This window comes from Agrobacterium larrymoorei (assembly GCF_037722385.1).
GTDB classification, from domain to species: domain Bacteria; phylum Pseudomonadota; class Alphaproteobacteria; order Rhizobiales; family Rhizobiaceae; genus Agrobacterium; species Agrobacterium larrymoorei_C.
Window position 1 is genome coordinate 198,220 of record NZ_JBBKAQ010000006.1, and the last position, 18,262, is coordinate 216,481.

21 protein-coding genes are annotated in these 18,262 nt (G+C 57.7%); 12 read left to right on the top strand and 9 right to left on the bottom strand.

From position 1 onward, the window contains the following. Positions 1–86: 86 nt before the first annotated feature. The 6 genes from WKI41_RS10610 to WKI41_RS10635 all read left to right on the top strand — a co-directional run bounded on the left by WKI41_RS10610 (position 87) and on the right by WKI41_RS10635 (position 5,644). A complete protein-coding gene (locus tag WKI41_RS10610) occupies positions 87–599 on the top strand; it encodes a prolyl-tRNA synthetase associated domain-containing protein (RefSeq protein ID WP_340193445.1) in 513 nt (170 codons plus the stop codon). Positions 600–654: 55 nt separating this feature from the next. Next, the gene (trxA, locus tag WKI41_RS10615) at positions 655–1,623 is read left to right on the top strand and encodes a thioredoxin (RefSeq protein WP_340193446.1); all 969 of its coding nucleotides are present in this window, start codon (positions 655–657) and stop codon (positions 1,621–1,623) included. Positions 1,624–1,698: 75 nt separating this feature from the next. Beyond that, a complete protein-coding gene (locus WKI41_RS10620; RefSeq protein ID WP_340193447.1) occupies positions 1,699–2,370 on the top strand; it encodes an LON peptidase substrate-binding domain-containing protein in 672 nt (223 codons plus the stop codon). A gap of 9 nt (positions 2,371–2,379) precedes the next feature. Next, positions 2,380–2,568, top strand: coding sequence for a Trm112 family protein (locus WKI41_RS10625; protein WP_340193448.1), 189 nt, complete (start codon positions 2,380–2,382; stop codon positions 2,566–2,568). 143 nt (positions 2,569–2,711) lie between these two features. After that, the gene (locus WKI41_RS10630; protein WP_340193449.1) at positions 2,712–2,891 is read left to right on the top strand and encodes a hypothetical protein; all 180 of its coding nucleotides are present in this window, start codon (positions 2,712–2,714) and stop codon (positions 2,889–2,891) included. A gap of 245 nt (positions 2,892–3,136) precedes the next feature. Then, a complete protein-coding gene (locus WKI41_RS10635) occupies positions 3,137–5,644 on the top strand; it encodes a methyl-accepting chemotaxis protein (protein WP_340193450.1) in 2,508 nt (835 codons plus the stop codon). Positions 5,645–5,678: 34 nt separating this feature from the next. Here the strand turns inward: WKI41_RS10635 and WKI41_RS10640 are convergent, their stop codons facing one another. The 9 genes from WKI41_RS10640 to rsmI form a co-directional block, all read right to left on the bottom strand. Then, the gene (locus WKI41_RS10640; protein WP_340193675.1) at positions 5,679–6,206 is read right to left on the bottom strand and encodes a GNAT family N-acetyltransferase; all 528 of its coding nucleotides are present in this window, start codon (positions 6,204–6,206) and stop codon (positions 5,679–5,681) included. Between the two features lie 11 nt (positions 6,207–6,217). Next, complete coding sequence (locus WKI41_RS10645) at positions 6,218–6,799, bottom strand: helix-turn-helix domain-containing protein (RefSeq protein ID WP_340193451.1); 582 nt, start codon at positions 6,797–6,799, stop codon at positions 6,218–6,220. A gap of 87 nt (positions 6,800–6,886) precedes the next feature. Continuing rightward, positions 6,887–7,990: a sn-glycerol-3-phosphate ABC transporter ATP-binding protein UgpC gene (locus tag WKI41_RS10650; protein WP_340193452.1), complete on the bottom strand. Its 1,104-nt coding sequence runs from the start codon at positions 7,988–7,990 to the stop codon at positions 6,887–6,889. A gap of 13 nt (positions 7,991–8,003) precedes the next feature. After that, complete coding sequence (ugpE, locus tag WKI41_RS10655) at positions 8,004–8,846, bottom strand: sn-glycerol-3-phosphate ABC transporter permease UgpE (protein ID WP_340193453.1); 843 nt, start codon at positions 8,844–8,846, stop codon at positions 8,004–8,006. 11 nt (positions 8,847–8,857) lie between these two features. Next, the gene (locus WKI41_RS10660) at positions 8,858–9,829 is read right to left on the bottom strand and encodes an ABC transporter permease subunit (RefSeq protein WP_306929143.1); all 972 of its coding nucleotides are present in this window, start codon (positions 9,827–9,829) and stop codon (positions 8,858–8,860) included. Positions 9,830–10,028: 199 nt separating this feature from the next. Further along, on the bottom strand, positions 10,029–11,327 hold the full coding sequence (locus WKI41_RS10665; protein WP_340193454.1) for an extracellular solute-binding protein: 1,299 nt from the start codon (positions 11,325–11,327) through the stop codon (positions 10,029–10,031). 141 nt (positions 11,328–11,468) lie between these two features. Continuing rightward, positions 11,469–12,023 carry a sugar O-acetyltransferase gene (locus WKI41_RS10670; protein ID WP_340193455.1) on the bottom strand — a complete coding sequence of 185 codons (555 nt, stop codon included), beginning with the start codon at positions 12,021–12,023 and terminating at the stop codon, positions 11,469–11,471. A 10-nt stretch (positions 12,024–12,033) separates the two neighbouring features. After that, positions 12,034–12,402 (bottom strand): YraN family protein, encoded by a 369-nt coding sequence (locus WKI41_RS10675; RefSeq protein WP_340193456.1) that lies wholly within the window; start codon positions 12,400–12,402, stop codon positions 12,034–12,036. Continuing rightward, on the bottom strand, positions 12,392–13,321 hold the full coding sequence (gene rsmI / locus WKI41_RS10680) for a 16S rRNA (cytidine(1402)-2'-O)-methyltransferase (RefSeq protein WP_340193457.1): 930 nt from the start codon (positions 13,319–13,321) through the stop codon (positions 12,392–12,394). The genes WKI41_RS10675 and rsmI overlap by 11 nt, the downstream gene beginning before the upstream one ends. A 259-nt stretch (positions 13,322–13,580) precedes the next feature. On the opposite strand from rsmI, the gene dnaN reads away from it, so the two are divergent. From dnaN to WKI41_RS10710, 6 genes are all read left to right on the top strand, one after another. Further along, positions 13,581–14,699, top strand: coding sequence for a DNA polymerase III subunit beta (dnaN, locus tag WKI41_RS10685; RefSeq protein WP_340193458.1), 1,119 nt, complete (start codon positions 13,581–13,583; stop codon positions 14,697–14,699). Positions 14,700–14,869: 170 nt separating this feature from the next. Beyond that, a complete protein-coding gene (gene pmtA / locus WKI41_RS10690; RefSeq protein ID WP_296106891.1) occupies positions 14,870–15,463 on the top strand; it encodes a phospholipid N-methyltransferase PmtA in 594 nt (197 codons plus the stop codon). 15 nt (positions 15,464–15,478) lie between these two features. Then, positions 15,479–16,060, top strand: a complete 582-nt coding sequence (locus tag WKI41_RS10695; RefSeq protein WP_340193459.1) for a histidine phosphatase family protein — start codon at positions 15,479–15,481, stop codon at positions 16,058–16,060. Positions 16,061–16,065: 5 nt separating this feature from the next. Then, the gene (pyrF, locus tag WKI41_RS10700; RefSeq protein ID WP_340193676.1) at positions 16,066–16,773 is read left to right on the top strand and encodes an orotidine-5'-phosphate decarboxylase; all 708 of its coding nucleotides are present in this window, start codon (positions 16,066–16,068) and stop codon (positions 16,771–16,773) included. A 27-nt stretch (positions 16,774–16,800) separates the two neighbouring features. Beyond that, positions 16,801–17,088: a DUF1330 domain-containing protein gene (locus tag WKI41_RS10705; protein WP_340193460.1), complete on the top strand. Its 288-nt coding sequence runs from the start codon at positions 16,801–16,803 to the stop codon at positions 17,086–17,088. A 119-nt stretch (positions 17,089–17,207) separates the two neighbouring features. Then, positions 17,208–18,188 carry a complex I NDUFA9 subunit family protein gene (locus WKI41_RS10710; protein ID WP_340193461.1) on the top strand — a complete coding sequence of 327 codons (981 nt, stop codon included), beginning with the start codon at positions 17,208–17,210 and terminating at the stop codon, positions 18,186–18,188. Positions 18,189–18,262: the final 74 nt, after the last annotated feature.

Here is an 18,262-nt window from a genome sequence, read left to right on the forward strand (position 1 = left end):
GCGGCGGCAGAATGGATTGCAAAAGCCGCGGGTCAAGCCTATTCACCTTATCAAAGACACACGAAATCCGGCAAAGGCACGCAGTGATGGTTGCAGAGCATTCCCCCAAGACGGCGCAGGATCTTTTCACCTTTCTCGATGGCCTTGGCATCAAACACACGACCACGCAGCATCAGCCGGTCTTCACTGTTGCCGAATCGGAGTCGCTTCGCGATCTGATCCCTGGCGGCCATACGAAGAACCTCTTCGTTAAGGACAAGAAAGATCAGTACTTCGTGCTTACCGTTGAAGAGAATGCGACGGTGGATCTGAAGACGGTTCACAAGATCATCAATGCCGCCAGCAAGGTCTCCTTCGGCAAGCCGGAAAAGATGCTGGAATATCTGGGCGTCGTTCCAGGTTCGGTCACGGTGTTTGGCGCCATCAACGATACTGAAAACCAAGTGACCTTTGTGCTCGACAGCGAGTTGATGACGTATGACCTGATCAACGGCCACCCGCTGACTAATGATGCTACGACGACGATTGGTCGTGACGACCTCGTGCGCTTCCTGGAGGCAACGGGGCATACGCCGCTGATCTTGAAAGTCACGGAATAAACCACGATCTGTGCGGTATGAGCGCACCGGAACGAGATGATATGGGAGACGAGATATGAGCGGAATGGATAACCCTTACGGAGCCTCGCTCGGAGGCCAGATGACGGGCGCTGCCAGCTTCGGCGCCGGACAATCCGGCTCTCAAGGCGCCTATATAAAGGACACGACGACCGCGAATTTCTCGAAAGACGTCATGGATGAATCGCGTCGCCAGCCGGTGCTTGTGGATTTCTGGGCGCCATGGTGCGGCCCTTGCAAGCAGCTGACGCCCGTTCTGGAGAAGGTGGTCAATGAGGCGGGCGGACGCGTTAAGCTGGTCAAACTCAACATCGACGATCATCCTGCCATTCCCGGACAGTTGGGCATTCAGTCCATCCCCGCCATAGTTGCCTTCGTCGATGGCAGACCTGTCGACGGCTTCATGGGTGCGGTTCCCGAAAGTCAGATCCTGCAATTCATTGAGAAGCTAGCGGGCCCTGCAGGCGATGATCAGAAGGCTGAGATCGAGGCAGCGCTCGCCGAGGCGACACAACTTCTGGAAGCCGGCGATTTTCAAAATGCCGCCCAGCTTTTTGGCGCGGTCATGCAGGCCGATCCGGAAAATGCAGCAGCTGTCGCCGGCATTGCAGAGTGCATGATTGCTGTCGGACAATATGAGCGCGCCAGCGAGCTTCTGTCTTCTCTGCCGGAAGAACTGACCAAGGATGCGGCCGTGCAGGCAGCATCGAAAAAGCTGGCGCAGTTCGAAGAAGCCCGCAAGCTTGGCGATCCGGCTGCCTTGCAGCAGGCGCTGCAGCTTGACCCGGACGACCACGCCTCACGGCTCAACCTCGCCAAAATCCTGAATGCACAAGGAAACCGGGATCAGGCCGTCGAAGAGTTGCTGACCATCATGCGCAAGGACCGGACTTTCGAAGACGATGCAGCGCGCAAGCAGCTGGTTGTATTCTTTGAAACCTGGGGCTTCAAGGACCCGGCAAGCATTTCCGGTCGCAGAAAGCTGTCATCGATACTCTTTTCCTGACACCGTCTTGCGCTTTGCCGACCTGCTCCTCATCTAGATTGGAGCGGGAACGATGAGACATAAGGAATCCATCCGATGCATGTCGGAAATGCGAGATATCTGAAAGAAAGCGATCTACCCGAGACGATACCTGTCTTCCCATTGTCAGGCGCTCTGCTGCTGCCGGAAGGCCACCTGCCGCTCAACATCTTCGAGCCGCGCTATCTGGCGATGTTCGACGCAGCCATCGCAAGCCATCGATTGATCGGCATGGTTCAGCCCGCCCTGCAGGCGCTCGAAGCCGGAACCGAGGGCGGCGCGCTGAGCCCGATCGGCTGCATCGGTCGTATCACGTCATTTTCTGAAACGGGGGACGGTCGCTACGTGGTCTCGTTGACCGGCGTCTGCCGTTTCCGGCTACTGGAAGAGCTGGAGGAAAAGACGCCCTTCCGCGTCTTCAGGCAGGCGCCCTTCATTGCCGATCTCTCGGGTGAAGATGGGGAGGACGACATTGACCGCGTCAATCTCTTGCGCGTCTTCCGTAATTTCCTTGAATCGAACCAGTTGGAAGCCGACTGGGACAGCGTCGAGCGCGCCGGAAACCGCGTGCTGGTGAATTCGCTGTCGATGATGTCTCCCTTCGGACCGGCGGAAAAACAGGCTCTGCTGGAAGCACCGGATCTGAAATCCCGGGCCGACGCGCTGATCGCCATCATGGAAATCGTGCTGGCTCAAGGTGGTGCGGATGGTGGTGTGATCCTGCAATGAGCGACATCCATGGATGAAAAGCTGAGCAAGGTCGACCCGAAACTCCTCGATCTTCTGGTTTGCCCTTTGACCAAGGGCAGGCTTAGCTACGACCGCGAGCATCACGTGTTGATTTCCGAACGCGCCAAGCTCGCCTACCCGATCCGTGACGGCGTGCCGATCATGCTGATTTCAGAAGCGCGCAAGATCGAAGACTGACGATCTCGGGCCGTCCCCTCAAAATAGCAAAATCCGATAGGCGCCACGCAACGCACCACCGGCATACCTCCCGCAAGGAACCGGCATGGGTCCCACACGTTCGATCCATGACAACGACGTCATGTTGCGAAGGAGGCTGAACGATGGACGACAAGAAGGCACGCGAGACGATCGAAGAGAACGACACGAACACCGAAAGCAATGGAGATATTCCTGCTGCAGGCCCTCATGCGAAGAAGCATCTGACTGACGACAGCAAGACGCCGGGCGCTGGTTCTCTGCCAGACGAGGATGATGAAGACGTCAATCCAGGCGCCGGCTGAGCGGTGATCCTGTATCAAGCCCCGTAATGGGTCGCAGCGACAAGCTTGTAAGCTGCGGCCAGCGCGAAGCTAAATCGAGAAACTTTCTACCCGCACATTTAATGAGCAAGCGCACACAGACGGCCTTGCCAACAAAAAATACGCACGCCTTTTAACGCTTTTTCAAAAGCTTGACTGCAAAAGTCTCCTCTGCCGAAAACCAATAATAATCAACGGCATAGAAATCATAGAGGCTTTGGGGCAGCATGTTTATTGATAGAGTTCTGGCACGTTTCAATATCCAGACGAAGGTTATCGTCTTTATCGCACCGTTTATTTTGAGTATTCTCGCGGTTGGGATTTCCGGACTTTACACCTCTAAGCTGCTTCAAGGTCGAATGGATATTTCCAACACGACCCTGCAATCCTTGACCGGCTTCAAGCAGGTCTTTGAAAGCATGACGTCGTTTCTTCACAACACCACAGAAGAGACGCGCAGTACGCTCCATCACCAGATCGACGAGCAAGTCAGCTTTCTCAAGATGACTGGCGACGGACGTGATCCCTCTATTCAAGACGCCATCAAGAGGACTTCGCTGATCGGCGTCCAGGTGGATGAGCTCTGGTCGTTCTACCAAAAGGAGCAGGCGCTTCGATCGCAGATGAACGGCGATATGGCGGGCGCGATGAAGGAGCTCAACGGGCTTCTGGCGAACGCCACAAACATCCGCAGCACGCTCGAAACAGATGAGACAAAAGCCAAGGTGATGTTGCGCGAGGCAGATAAGCTTGTTCGCGGCGCAACCCTGATTGCGACTGTCGTGACAGAGTTCAACAAGCGGACTGTGCCTGAAGAAAAGATTGCTGTCGTTCGCGACGCGATCGGCGGGCTGGAGACGACCGCGAAATCGCTGTCCGCCATTGCAGTCGCCGACCAGAAGCTCGTCATCGATCAGATCTCCGAAAACGTAAAACAGATCCGCCAGCAGATCGATGTCGGCGTCGTCAACGACGCGACGGTAGGAACGATTGATCAGGCGATCAACATGATGAGGCCTGCGACGATCCGCCTTCAGGGGTTTGCAACGGTGAAATCGCGCCAGGCGACCGAGATGTTCGGGCAGTTGGATGGCAAGATCGAACCCGCCGAAAACTTCCTGACGATGGCACGCCAGATCGGCGACGACGCGAAAAACCTACAGCTTGAGATGGCTGGCTTTGCAGCAGCCCCGACGAAGGACGGGCTTGAACGGTTCCGTGATATGGCCTTCCGTCTCAGCGTTTCGGCTGGAGCGGTTATGTCCGATAAGACGATGTCGGAAAGCGCCGTTAAAAGCGCTACACTGATCGACGCACTTTCGGCAAAGCTTGATAAGAACGCCACCGATCTTCTGACCATGTTCAATCAGCGCAAGGCGGCCTTCAGCAAGGCGACGGAAGAAATTGGCCATATCTGGGAGCAACTGACCGGCTTTGCCGAGTCCCAGCGTCTTGCGGCAGATAGTGAGCGTAGCAAAGCCGACGGCATCTCGATCTCCGCCATGTTCGCCGGCATTCTCATTGCGATTTTCGCCGGCATCGGCTTGGTCATGACCTTCAAGGGTCCGATCCTGACGATCGTCAGCGCCATGAAGCGTCTTGCCACCGGCGACGTCAATGTGCCGCTTAACGGCAACACCCGTCATGACGAGATCGGCGACATGGCGCGCGCCCTCGAAGTCTTCAAGGAGAACGCCGCACAACGTTTGCGTCTCGAAGCGCAGACGCAAGAACAGCGTGCAGCAGCCGACGCGGAGCGGCAGATGAATGAGGCGGAGCGCAGGGAGCTCGACCGTCAGATCCAGTTCGCGGTCTCAGCATTGGGCGATGGCCTTGAGCGGCTTTCGTCGGGCGATATCTCAACCACGCTCGATACACCCTTCACCGGGCATCTGGAGCAACTGCGCGTCAACTTCAATCAATCCATGCAGCGGCTGCGTCAGACGATCGGTGGCATTCAGGACAATGTCGGCACCATCCGCATCAATGTCCAGCAGGTGTCGGCTTCGACGCTTGATCTGTCCCGGCGCACCGAGCGGCAGGCCGCATCGCTGGAGGAAACGGCAGCCGCCGTTGACGAGGTAAACTCCAACATGCGCAATGCTGTGGAGCGTGCACGTCAGGCCAACAGCATCGTAGACAATACGCGGCGCCACACCGACGAGTCGTTGACGATCGTCAGAAATGCGGTTGCGGCGATGGAGCGGATCGAGGCAGCATCGCAGACGATCGGCAATATCATCGAGGTGATCGACTCCATTTCCTTCCAGACCAACCTTCTGGCGCTCAATGCCGGAGTGGAAGCGGCCCGCGCAGGCGAAGCCGGCAAGGGATTTGCGGTCGTTGCGCATGAAGTGCGGGAACTGGCGCAGCGTTCTGCCTCTGCCGCCAAGGAAATCCGCCAGCTGGTTGCCGTCTCGACGCAAGAGGTCTCGGCAGGCTCAAGCCTCGTCAACCAGACCGGCGACGCCCTGGCGGAAATCGGCGTTCAGATTTCCAAGGTCAGCGATCAGGTGCACCAGATCACACAAGCGACCCAGGATCAGGCGGTCGTACTGCAGCAGATCAACGGCTCCGTCGGAGAAGTCGATGTGCTCACCCAGCAGAACGCCGCAATGGTGGAGGAGACGAGTGCAGCGACGCAGCAACTCAACACCGAGACAGATCAGCTGCTGCAATTGCTGCAGCAGTTCCGCCTGACGAAGGACAGGGTTGCCACGCGTTACGCAGCCTGATTCCAAAAGAGCAGGGCTGCTACAACAGGTCCGGTCATTCGGCCGGACCTATGCGTTTGTAGAAGAAGGTCGTGTCGCAGTAACGCCCATCGGGGAAGAGCGCGAAATCCGGGATGACGCCGGCGCGTTGCCAGCCGAAGCGCGGATAGATGGCTTCGGCCTCGCTGCCTGTTGCCGTATCCAGCACGAGAAGCGTCCGACCAAGGCCTGCCGCCTCGGCTTCCACATGCGCCATCAATTGGCGTGACAGACCAAGCCCACGCGCTGTTCGATGGATCAGGAGCTTCATCACGTCGCCCCGGTGAGGCTGGTTGGGCTTGGTGGCAAGACCCACCTGAACCGTGCCAACCACTTTACCATCGTGTTCAGCCACCGCATGAAGTGTCGTGCCACGGCCCACCGCTTCTGCAACATCCTGCCAGAAGCTGCGCGCGTCACCTGGCCCGAAGGGCAGCATGAAGCCAACCGAGGCTCCGCCATTAACGCAGTCCGACAGGACGTCGCAAAGATCCGGCAGGGCATCGAGTGTCTCCTGGCGGTCTAAAAGCCGGATGTCTATAATGTTCTCTTCCATCATATACGCTTTCTCTGGTCCAGCACGACGGCATAGCGAGCGGGACTATCGGACGGATTGTGAAAAATGTGGCCCTCGCCAACGGGCATGAAGAGGCAGTCACCCTGCTCTAGCCGGTAGGTCTGCTCTCCAAGCGTCATGTGGAGCACGCCCTCGAACAGCCAGACGTATTGGGTCATGCCCTTGCTGGCCGGGTGGGGCGGGAAGCTGACGCGCGCGGATGCGGGCAACGAAACTTCGACGATATCGACATCCGAGCCCGTACGGGGCGGCGAGATGGCGCGGCGGACATAACCGGTTTCCGGATCTTTCCAGGTGGGCTGATCGTCTCTTTTCACCAGCGGGGAGGACAGCGTCTCGCCCTCTGCGAAGAACTGCGACAGTGAAAGGCCAAGCGCGGCACAGATGCGCGCGAGCAGCGATGCGGTCGGGCTTGCCTCCCCCCGTTCGATCCGTGATATCATGGCCCGGCTCACGCCGGACGCCGTCGCAAGTCCATCGAGCGTCAGCCCACTCTGCTCTCGCAGAAGCTTCAGCCGCGCGGCAATGACGGATTCCAGCAAATCATTACGATTTTCCATGATAAGAGAATATTCGATCTTATAATGGAGTCAATGGACAAAGATGAAGCCGGACCGCTAAGCGCGCTCCGGCTTCGCAATTGTCAATCAGACACTCGCCCGCTCGGGTATGGGTGCCGCAACCTGCTCGTTGAGCCTGATGTCGATCCGCTTGCCGGTCTCCATGTTGAAGAAATGCAGTCTGGCAGGATTGATGGTGAGCGCGAAGCTTTCTGGCAGATCCAGCTCGGCGGGTAGCGCTACCGTCAGCGGTTGATCTCCGACAAAACCATGCACCAGCCGCTGTGAACCCAGCTCCTCAACATAATCCAGGCGAAACGGTATTGCCGGTTCATCGCCCAGCGCAACACGCAAATCTTCCGCCCGCATACCAACCGTTACCGGGCCGGATGTCGGCGCAACACCATTCAGCGACAAGACAGCAGGACCGATCGCCAGACGATCACCATGCAGTTCCCCAGACAGAAGGTTCATCGCCGGAGAACCGATGAAGCTCGCAACAAACGTGGAGGCGGGCATGTGATAGACGTCGAGCGGCGCGCCGATCTGTTCGATGCGTCCCGCATTCAGCACGACAAGGCGATCCGCCAGAGTCATGGCTTCCAACTGGTCATGCGTGACGTAGATGGACGTGGTGCCGAGACGACGCTGCAGCCGCTTGATCTCACCGCGCATGGAGACACGGAGCTTGGCATCGAGATTGGAGAGCGGCTCGTCGAAGAGAAAGGCCGCCGGTTTGCGCACGATGGCGCGGCCCATGGCAACGCGCTGGCGCTGACCACCGGAAAGCGCTCGCGGTTTGCGCTCCAGATAGGGTTCCAGTTGCAGCATGCGCGCGGCTTCTGCCACGCGTGCATCGATCTCCGACTTAGGCGTCTTGCGGTTCTTCAGGCCATATTCCAGGTTTTCGCGCACCGACATGTGCGGGTAGAGGGCATAGTTCTGAAACACCATCGCAATGTCGCGGTCGGCAGGCTCCACATCATTGACGATGCGATTGCCGATGCTGACGGTGCCCTCGGAGATTTCTTCCAGGCCTGCCACCATGCGCAGAAGCGTGGATTTGCCGCAGCCCGACGGGCCGACGAGCACGATGAACTCTCCGTCCTTGATGGAAATATCCACATCGTGGACGGCGCGCATGCCGTTGGAGTAATCCTTGCAGACCTGACTGATTTCGATATCGGCCATTGTCGGTATCCTTTTATTTATCGCTTTCGGTGAGGCCCTTGATGAACCAGCTCTGGAAGATGACGACGATCATCACCGGGGGCAGCATGGCCAGAACCGCCAGCGCGAAAGCCTCATTATAATCGGGAAGTTGCGAACCGACCCAGACCTGCAGGATCGACTTGATGCCGCGCATCAGCGTGAAGAAGCTCTCGTCGTTGGTCATCAGCATGGGCCAGAGATACTGGTTCCAGCCGTAGACGAACATGATGATGAAGATCGCTGCTACCATAGTGCGCGAAAGCGGGATCAACACGTCGATGAAGAACTTGATCGGCCCTGCGCCATCGATGCGCGCCGCCTCCAGCAACTCGTCCGGCACCGACTTGAAGAACTGGCGGAAATAGAAGGTGCCGGTCGCAGAGGCCAGAAGAGGCACGATCAGGCCAGTGTAGGAGTTGAGCAGCCCCAGTTTGCTCATCACCTCGTAGGACGGCATGATGCGGACCTCGAGCGGCAAAAGCAGCGTGGTGAAGATGATCCAGAAGGCGAGCGTTGCAAAGCGGAAGCGGAAGTAGACGATAGCATAGGCCGCCATCATCGACAGAACGATCTTGCCGACTGCAAAGCCTATACCGAGGATCAACGAGTTCATCACCATGTTGAACCCGGTCACCTGGCCGGTGAAGCCGCCTTTCTGTGTCAGCACCTTTTCATAAGTACCGACGAAATTATCGCCAGGCGTTAGCGCCAATCCGTTCATGTGGATTTCGGCTGCGGTATGGGTGGATGTCATGAAGGCAACGATGACGGGCAGAACCAGAAACAGCGAGCCGAGGATCAGCACCAGATGGTCGAGAGGCTTGGTTTTATACATGGCTCAACACCTCAACCGTAATGGATGCGTTTTTCGAGGAAGCGGAATTGCATGACGGTCAGCACGAAGACGACGACCATCAGGATCACGGATTGCGCCGAGGAGCCGCCAATATCGTTGCCGCGGAATCCGTCGAGAAACACCTTGTAGACCAAAGTGATCGGGTTGTTGGCCGCTTTGTCCTTCACCATCACGTCGATGACGCCAAAGGTGTCAAACAGGGCATAGGTGACGTTGATGATCAGCAGGAAGAAGGCAGTCGGCGCCAGAAGCGGCATGATGACGGTCCAGAATCGGCGAAAGCCGGAGCGGCAATCCAGATAGGCTGCCTCGCGCACCGATACGGGAACGCTTTGCAGGCCGGAGAGGAAGAAGATGAAATTATACGGGATCTGCTTCCACACGGAGACGAAGACCATGGCAAAGGCCGTGTCGAAATAATTGACGCCCACCTGCATGTGCCAGCCGAAGAAGGCGGCGATCTTGACGAAAGGGCCGATATGCTGGTCGAAGAACATCATGCCGATCAAGCCCGCCACCGGCGGCGCGATGGCATAGACGGAGATCAATAGCGTCTTGTAAGCCGAAGCACCGCGGATGACGGCATCGGCCTTGACGGCCAGCAACAGACCAATGGCCAGCGAAAATACCGTCACGAGAATGGTGAAGATGCCTGTGAACTTCGCGATGCTCAGATATTCCGCGCTGAACAGGGCATCCGTGTAATTCGAAAAACCGACGAAGGTCGAGCCGAAGCCAAAGGGGTCTTCGATATAGAAAGAGGACTGAACCGCCTGCACCGACGGCCAATAGAAGAAGACGAAAATGACCAGAAGCTGCGGCGCGAGGAAGAGATAGGGCAGCAGCGAAGGGGAAAACTGGACGCGCTTGGCCGTCTCTGTCGCCGCGGCAGGCTTCTTCGCTTTCGCGGCAAGGCCGGGAAGAACCTGTGTGGCGCTCGGTTGGGAGGGAACGTAGGTCACGTCCGCAAACCTTCCTTGGTTATGGACCGGGCTTCAGCGAAGACGTCCGTCCGTGATTTTTTAGAGAGCCCTGCTTGTGTGCCGCGCATCATCACTGCCCATGGGGCAAGGATGGCTGCGACTTGAAAGCGGCTTGCACATATTGGAACGGACCTCTCCCCGATCCGAGGAGAGGTCCATCGATTGGGCGACCGTGTTATCAGCCAGCGGTCTTGGCGAAGCGCGCCAGAAGGTCGTTGCCTTCCTTCTCGATGATGTTGAAGGCATCCTTTACGGAGACTTCGCCGGAGAAGATGCGGCCATATTCACGCTCCATGATGGCGCGGATCTGCGGATAGAAGCCGAGGCGATAGCCCTTGGACCATTCGCCGCCTGGAAGCGACAGCTGCTTGATGCCGACTTCGGCAACAGGCTGCTTCTCGTAGTAGCCTTCCTTCTTCGCGAGCTCGTAAGCGGCCTTGGTGATGGCCACGTAGCCGGTGGCTTCATGGTAGAACTTCTGAATTTCAGGCGAGGTCAGGAACTGGAAGAAGTCGGCAACGCACTTGTTTTCAGGCTCAGGCTTGCCGGACATGGCAAAAAGGGCCGCGCCACCGATGAAGGAGTTGGTGCCAGCGCCCTTGATCGCGCCCCAATACGGCAGGAAGGTTGCCGAGAATGGCATCTGTGCGGTCTTCTGCAGACCGCCGAACGAGCCCGAGGAACCGATCCAGAGGGCGACCTTGTTCTCTTCGAACGGCTTCTGGTTGTCGTTCCAGCCAGCACCGTAATAGGCGAAGTAGCCCTGGTCCTTCCAAGACTTCAGCTTCTCGAACATCATGATGAGGTTCGGATCGGTCACCTTCAGCTTGGTATCGACGACGCTGTCATAACCATTGTTGTTGGTGGCGAACTGGATGTTGTTGCGCGAGAAGAAGTTCTCGGTGAACTGCCAGGTCAGCTGCGACTGTACGAGCGGGATGAAACCAGCTTCCTTCAACTTCGGCGCGATGGCTTCGAATTCTTCCCATGTCTTCGGCGCTTCGACACCGGCCTTCTTCAGGGCTTCGGTGTTGATGTACATGATCGGGGCAGAGGAATTGAACGGCATTCCAACGAACTTGCCGTCTGCTGCAGCGTAGAAGTAGCGAACGCCAGGAATGAAGGCTTCGCGATCGAACTTGTAACCAGCCTTGGTGATGATGTCTTCCGCTGGGATAACAGCGCCCTTGGCGTTGATGATGGTGGCTGCACCTGCATCGAAAACCTGGAGAATGTTCGGCTGCTCGCCGGAGCGGAAGGCAGCGATGCCGCTTGCCAGCGCTTCTTCGTAGGAGCCCTTGGAAACCGGCGTCAATGCGCATGCGGTCTGCGCGGCGTTGAACTTCTGCGCGACCTCGTTGATGACTTCGCCATTGCGGCCACCCATGCCATGCCACCAAGTGATGTTGGTTGCCGCCATGGAAGACGTTGCGGAAACGCTGAAGGCCATCACGGCCATGGAAATTTTCTTGATCATCTTTCGATCCTCTACCGCCCTTGTTGGGTGAGGATGCGAATAGGGACGTTCCGTGACGGGGATTTTACAGTTTCATGTCAGATTTATTACGCATCAAGCTCCGAAATTGCAGGACAATGCCACCGGACAATCGACGGTAGATCATCGATCTTGCTTCGAGCGCGCCGGATTGCCGATGACGATATCGCCCGGCGCCACGCTCTTCGTCACCACCGACCCCGCACCGACTATGGCTCCATCACCAATCGTCACACCCGGCACAATGATGGCGCCGCCGCCGATCCAGACATCCTTGCCGATCAATACCGACCGTGCCCTTTCGATCCCCTGCCCGCGCAATGTGATGTCGCGATGGTGATCGGCACAATAGATGTGAACGCCGGGGCCGAGCATGGAGCCAGCGCCGATCTCGACGCTGCCGGAGTCGAGGATGGTGCAGCCTGCATTGAGATAGACCCTTTCCCCCAGGCTGATATTGAGGCCGTAACTGCAATGGAACGGCGCTTCGATGAAAGCACTTGCGGCGGCCATTTTTAGAAGCTTGCCAAGCAGCGGGCCAATCGATCCACGCTCGTCCGGCGGCAGTATATTGTGCTGATGAACGGCGAAACGCGCCTTGACCCGGAGCGCGTCCAACTCGTCATCGAGACAGCAATACCAGTCCCCAGCAGCCATCTTTTCACGTTCGCTCGACATGGAATCGTCCTCAAAAAGCATCGATGAAATGGACTGGCAGGCGCCGCGGCAAGACAGCGACGATGTCAAAACGCAAAGACAACAGATGCGCATCTTTACGTCGTGCCAGCCAGAGATCGGCAGAGGCGCGAATACGCCGTTGGGATTGAAGGCTGACAGCATCAACCGCACCGGTCTCCGATCGACGGGCTTTCACCTCGATGAAGGCGATGACGTCCTTGCGCCGGGCAATGAGATCGATTTCACCCAACGGAGTGCGGTAGCGCAGCGCCAGGATGCGGTAGCCTTTCAACATGAGATAGAGCGCCGCCCAATATTCGGCGGCATGGCCGCGTTTTTCCGCGCGACGACGTCTCACATGCCGCGCATCAGCCGCCATTGCTGTCCTTCATGTCGAGCAGTCGCTGGTAGAGTTCCTTGCGCGGCAGGCCGGTGAGCTTCGCTGCCTCTGCCGCCGCCTTGGCTGCCGGCATGGTGGACACCAGATCCTTCAACAGCTTTTCGACATCCTCAATGTCGGGGATGTCATCATAGGATGGCGGCTCAACGAGAAGCACAATCTCACCCTTCACCGTGCGGTCCTCGTCATAATAGTCCGCAAGCTCGCCTAAGGTCCCGCGACGGAACTCCTCGAACGTCTTGGTCAGTTCGCGGCACACGACGGCACGGCGCTCGCGCCCAAGCACCTCGGCTGCAACGCGGACCGATGCGCCAATGCGGTGTGGGGACTCAAAAAAGATGAGCGTTGCCGGAATTTTCGACAGCTCTGCAAAGCGGTCGCGCTTGCCACGGTCTTTAACCGGCAGGAACCCGGCAAACAGGAAGGCGTCGCTCGGCATGCCCGATCCGACGAGTGCTGCAAGCGGTGCGGAGGCGCCGGGAATGGGCACGACGCGAAAACCCGCTTCGAGCGCCAGCTGACCAAGGCGGTAACCGGGGTCGGAAACGAGCGGCGTGCCTGCGTCGGAAACAAGCGCCACCGACTTGCCAGCCTCTAAAGCCGCGATGAGTTTTGGTCCTACCTCCTGGGCGTTATGCTCATGGTAGGCATAGGGACGGTTGCGTATGCCGTATCGCTCCAGAAGGATGCGGGTCACGCGCGTATCCTCGCAGGCGAGGACGTCAGCGGAGCTTAGCGTTTCGAGCGCCCGCAATGTAATATCGCCCAAATTGCCGATGGGCGTGGCGACGAGATAAAGCGAATTCTCAAGCGGGCGAGCCGGAACGGAAACGCCTGCGACGCGAAAGCTTTTGCCCGAAGACGTTTCCGTCTGGTCGTCGTTGGTTTCGTCTGTCACGGGTCAGTCCAATCTATTTTGCCATTCCAGGGAAGCACTTATGGGCAATCGGACGCGGCTGAACAAGCGCAAGATATCACTCTTATCTGTGGATCACGCTTGTTAGCGGGGAATAGCACGGGCTAGCGGATGCTGGCCTCTTGCATTTCACACGATAACTCTGCCATTTTGCCCGTCCCATTATCCGGCATCAGGCCGGGAAAGACTATCTTGCCGGTCCGGCATTGCCGGGTCGCAACGGTTGAAAGCGGTAGCGTCCATGCGTATTACTCTTGAGCGGTCCAACCTTTTGAAGTCGCTGAACCACGTGCATCGCGTGGTCGAACGGCGCAACACCATTCCAATCCTGTCGAACATTCTGCTTCGCGCCTCCGGCGCCAATCTGGACATGAAGGCGACCGACCTAGATCTGGAAGTGACAGAAGCGACACCGGCCATGGTGGAACAAGCGGGCGCGACGACCGTGCCGGCACATCTGCTCTATGAGATCGTTCGCAAGCTGCCGGACGGTTCCGAAGTGCTACTGGCGACCAACCCGGACGGCTCGTCGATGACCGTTGCATCCGGACGCTCCAAATTCTCACTGCAGTGCCTGCCGGAAACGGATTTCCCTGATCTGACCGCCGGCACCTTCACCCACAGCTTCAAGCTGAAGGCGACCGATCTGAAGATGCTGATCGATCGCACGCAGTTCGCCATTTCCACCGAAGAAACTCGCTACTACCTCAACGGTATCTTCTTCCACACGATCGAAAGCGGCGGCGACCTGAAGCTGCGCGCCGTTGCCACCGACGGCCACCGCCTGGCGCGCGCCGATGTGGACGCGCCGTCTGGCTCCGAAGGGATGCCGGGCATCATCATTCCGCGCAAAACGGTTGGCGAACTGCAGAAGCTCGTCGATAATCCTGAACTCGAAGTGGCCGTCGAAGTGTCCGACGCCAAGATCCGTCTGACCATCGGCGATATCGTCATGACGTCGAAGCTGATTGACGGCACTTTCCCCGACTATCAGCGCGTCATCCCAACGGGTAACGACAAGGAAATGCGCGTCGATTGCGGCAGTTTCGCCAAGGCCGTGGACCGCGTATCCACCATTTCTTCTGAGCGCGGACGCGCGGTGAAGCTTGCCTTGACCGATGGACAGCTGACGTTGACCGTCAACAACCCGGATTCGGGAAGTGCTACGGAAGAAGTGGCCGTTGGCTACGAAAACGATCCAATGGAGATTGGCTTCAATGCTAAATATCTCCTGGACATCACGGCACAATTGTCCGGCGAAGATGCGATCTTCCTGCTTGCGGATGCGGGCTCTCCCACGCTGGTGCGAGACACCGCAGGAGATGACGCGCTCTATGTCCTGATGCCGATGCGCGTCTAACACGACAATCCTGAAACAAGCCGGCGGAATTTTCCTCCGGCTTTTTTTGGCTCTATCGACAAGAAGAATTTTTCCATAAGCGACATTTCCATTTTTATCTGCGTCATGCGAGACAAGATGTCGCCATAGTTTCAACAAATGGTGTTTGACAACAAACAAGGGGACAAGACATGGGACTGAGCCTGAAAGAACGCTTCGGCCGGAAATTCGAGGAAGAAATCCGCTTCTTCAAGGGGATGGTCAATCAGCCGAAAAAAGTCGGCGCGATCGTCCCGACCTCCGGCATCACCGCACGGAGGATGGCAAGTGTCGTCAACCCTCACTCAGGTCTACCCGTTCTTGAACTTGGACCCGGAACCGGTGTCATCACTAAAGCCATCCTCGGTCGTGGTCTCAGGCCCGATCAGGTGACAGCGATCGAATATTCAACGGATTTTTATCAGCAGCTTTTGCGCAGCTATCCCGGCGTGAATTTCATCAATGGTGACGCCTTTGACCTGGACAAGACGCTGGGCGAGCAGAAGGACCAGATGTTCGACTGCGTGATTTCCGCCGTTCCCATGCTGAACTTTCCGATGGCTGCCAGAATAAAGCTGCTGGACGAGCTGCTGAACCGCATTCCACCCGGTCGACCCGTTGTGCAAATTTCCTACGGCCCGGTTTCGCCGATCGTCGCGCAGCCACACCTTTACCATATCCGCCATTTTGACTTTGTCGTGCGCAACATTCCGCCAGCGCAATTGTGGACCTATACCCGCACCTAGTCTAACGTCGGTGCTATGTACGCACTTTACATCACCCACCCGCAGGTTCGCATCGATCCGAAAGTTCCCGTTCCGGAATGGGGACTATCGGACATAGGAGCAGAGCGAGCCCGAAGAGCTTTCTCGCAGCCTTGGGTGCGAGACTTGCGCCGCATTGTCAGCAGCACCGAAACCAAAGCGATCGAGACTGCACAATATCTTGGCCGCGCAAGCGGTCTTGACGTTGAACACGTTGAGGCGATGCACGAAAACGACCGCAGCGCGACCGGTTTTCTGCCGCCAGACCTCTTCGAAAAGGCTGCCGACTGGTTCTTCGCCCATCCGCATGCGAGCTATAAGGGCTGGGAAACCGCAGCCGACGCGCAGGCTCGCATCGTAAAAGCTGTCGCGTCAGTGCTAGCCGATCACGACCACAGCCAGCCCATCGCCTTCATCGGGCATGGCGCGGTTGGAACCTTGCTCAAAAGTCACCTCAGCCATGACGTCATCCGACGCAACGGCGACCAGCCGCCCGGTGGCGGCAATCTTTTCAGATTCGATCTTGCGGACCGGAAAGTGACATGCGACTGGACGCCCATCGAAAACTGGCAGGGGTGAAGATGATGACCACGAACGAGCGCCTGATCGTTGGCCTGGATGTTCCAACCGTCAAGGAGGCAGAGTCGATCGTCAACATCATTGGGGATGATGTCATCTTCTACAAGATCGGCTATCAGCTGGTCTTTGCCGGTGGACTGGAATTTGCTCGCGAACTTGCCCAAAGCGGCAAAAAAATCTTCCTCGACATGAAGCTCTTGGATATCGACAACACGGTCGCTTCCGGCGTGGAAAACATCGCCAAGATGGGCATGTCGATGCTGACCCTGCACGCTTATCCCAAGGCCATGCGAGCCGCCGTCGCAGCCGCCAAGGGCTCGGATCTTACGCTTCTCGGCGTCACGGTTCTGACCTCCATGGACAATACCGATCTGGCGGAAGCAGGCTATCAGGGTGACGCCCGGTCACTGGTTCTCAAGCGCGCCGAACAGGCGAGAGAAGCCGGAATGGGTGGCATCGTCTGCTCGGCTGAAGAATCCTCAGCCGTGCGCGACATCCTCGGACCCGACATGGCGGTCGTCACTCCCGGCATTCGCCCGACGGGTGCAGAGGCCGGAGACCAGAAGCGCGTCGTTACACCTTTCGACGCCATTCAGGGCGGATCCAGCCATCTCGTCGTTGGACGTCCCATCGTCAAGGCAGCCGATCCAAGGGCCGCCGCGCGCGCCATTCTGGACGAAATGCTGCGCGCCAGCTTTCCAGCCAATCGATAATGCCAGTCAACCGATGAGTATTGAGCCATGACCAAAGCCTATTGGATCGCCCGCGTGGATGTCCGCGATGCTGAACGCTACAAGGATTATGTATCGACGGCCAAGCCAGCCTTCGAACGCTACGGCGCAAAGTTCATCGCCCGCGGCGGCGCCTTTACGGAACTGGAAGGTCAGGCACGCGCCCGCAACGTCATCATAGAATTCCCTTCGATGCAGCATGCCGTCGATTGCTATAACTCGGAGGAGTACCAGGCCGCAGCTAAAATTCGTCAAGACGTGGCCGATGCGGAAATGGTCGTCGTCGAGGGAATCTGACCTGCGTTAGGCGGCTCGGTCTATCGCCGATCTGCTCCACACTGTTCTCTCTTCCCGTGCGCCGAGGTTTCGGCTAAGACACCAGAATATATCCATTAACGCTTCGCAGGAGCCGTCCTATGCCCTTGGCCAACCTTCCTCCTCTCGTCACCGTTTTTGGCGGCTCGGGCTTTGTCGGGCGGCACGTGGTTCGCACGCTGGCAAAGCGCGGCTATCGCATCCGCGTTGCGGTTCGCCGACCGGATCTTGCAGGTTTTCTGCAGCCGCTGGGTAATGTCGGTCAGATTTCCTTTGCCCAGGCCAACCTGCGCTACAAGGACTCGATTGTTCGCGCTGTCGAAGATGCCGATCACGTCGTCAACTGCGTCGGCCTGCTGTTCGAAAGCGGTCGCAATACGTTTGATGCTGTCCAGGAATTCGGCGCGCGTGCCGTCGCAGAAGCAGCAAAGGCCGCTGGGGCAACGCTGACCCATATTTCCGCGATCGGTGCCGATGCAGACTCGTCGATCGGATATGCCCGCACCAAGGGCCGCGCAGAAGCCGCAATCCGCTCCATTTTGCCAGACGCCATTGTTCTGCGCCCCTCCATCGTCTTCGGTCCTGAAGATGACTTCTTCAACAAGTTTGCCGGCATGGCCCGCACGCTTCCCTTCCTGCCATTGATCGGTGGTGGAAAGACGAAGTTCCAGCCCGTCTATGTCGAAGATGTCGCAGAGGCCGTCGCCCGCAGCGTCGATGGTCAGCTGAAGCCGGGCGCTACTTACGAACTTGGCGGCCAAGACATTTTGACCTTCCGTCAATGTCTTGAGGCTGTACTGGAAGCAACCTACCGCGAACGCCCGATGGTGAACCTGCCCTTTGGCATTGCGTCCTTGATGGGTTCGGTGGCATCGCTCGTTCCGCTGATCAAGCCTCCTTTCACCTCAGACCAGATTGCTCTTTTGAAAAACGACAATGTGGTATCGGCTGAAGCGGAAAAGGCTGGTCTGACTTTGGAAGGTATGGGGATCACGCCCGTTCGCATCACCTCTGTGCTTTCGTCCTATCTGGTCAGCTATCGTCCGCATGGCCAGTTCAGCAACGCCGGGAAGGCTGCTTAAAACGCAACTCCTCCTCTTCGAAACGCCATGGGCGCGCCAACTCTCCGAGTTGACGCGCCCATCGTATTTTAGCG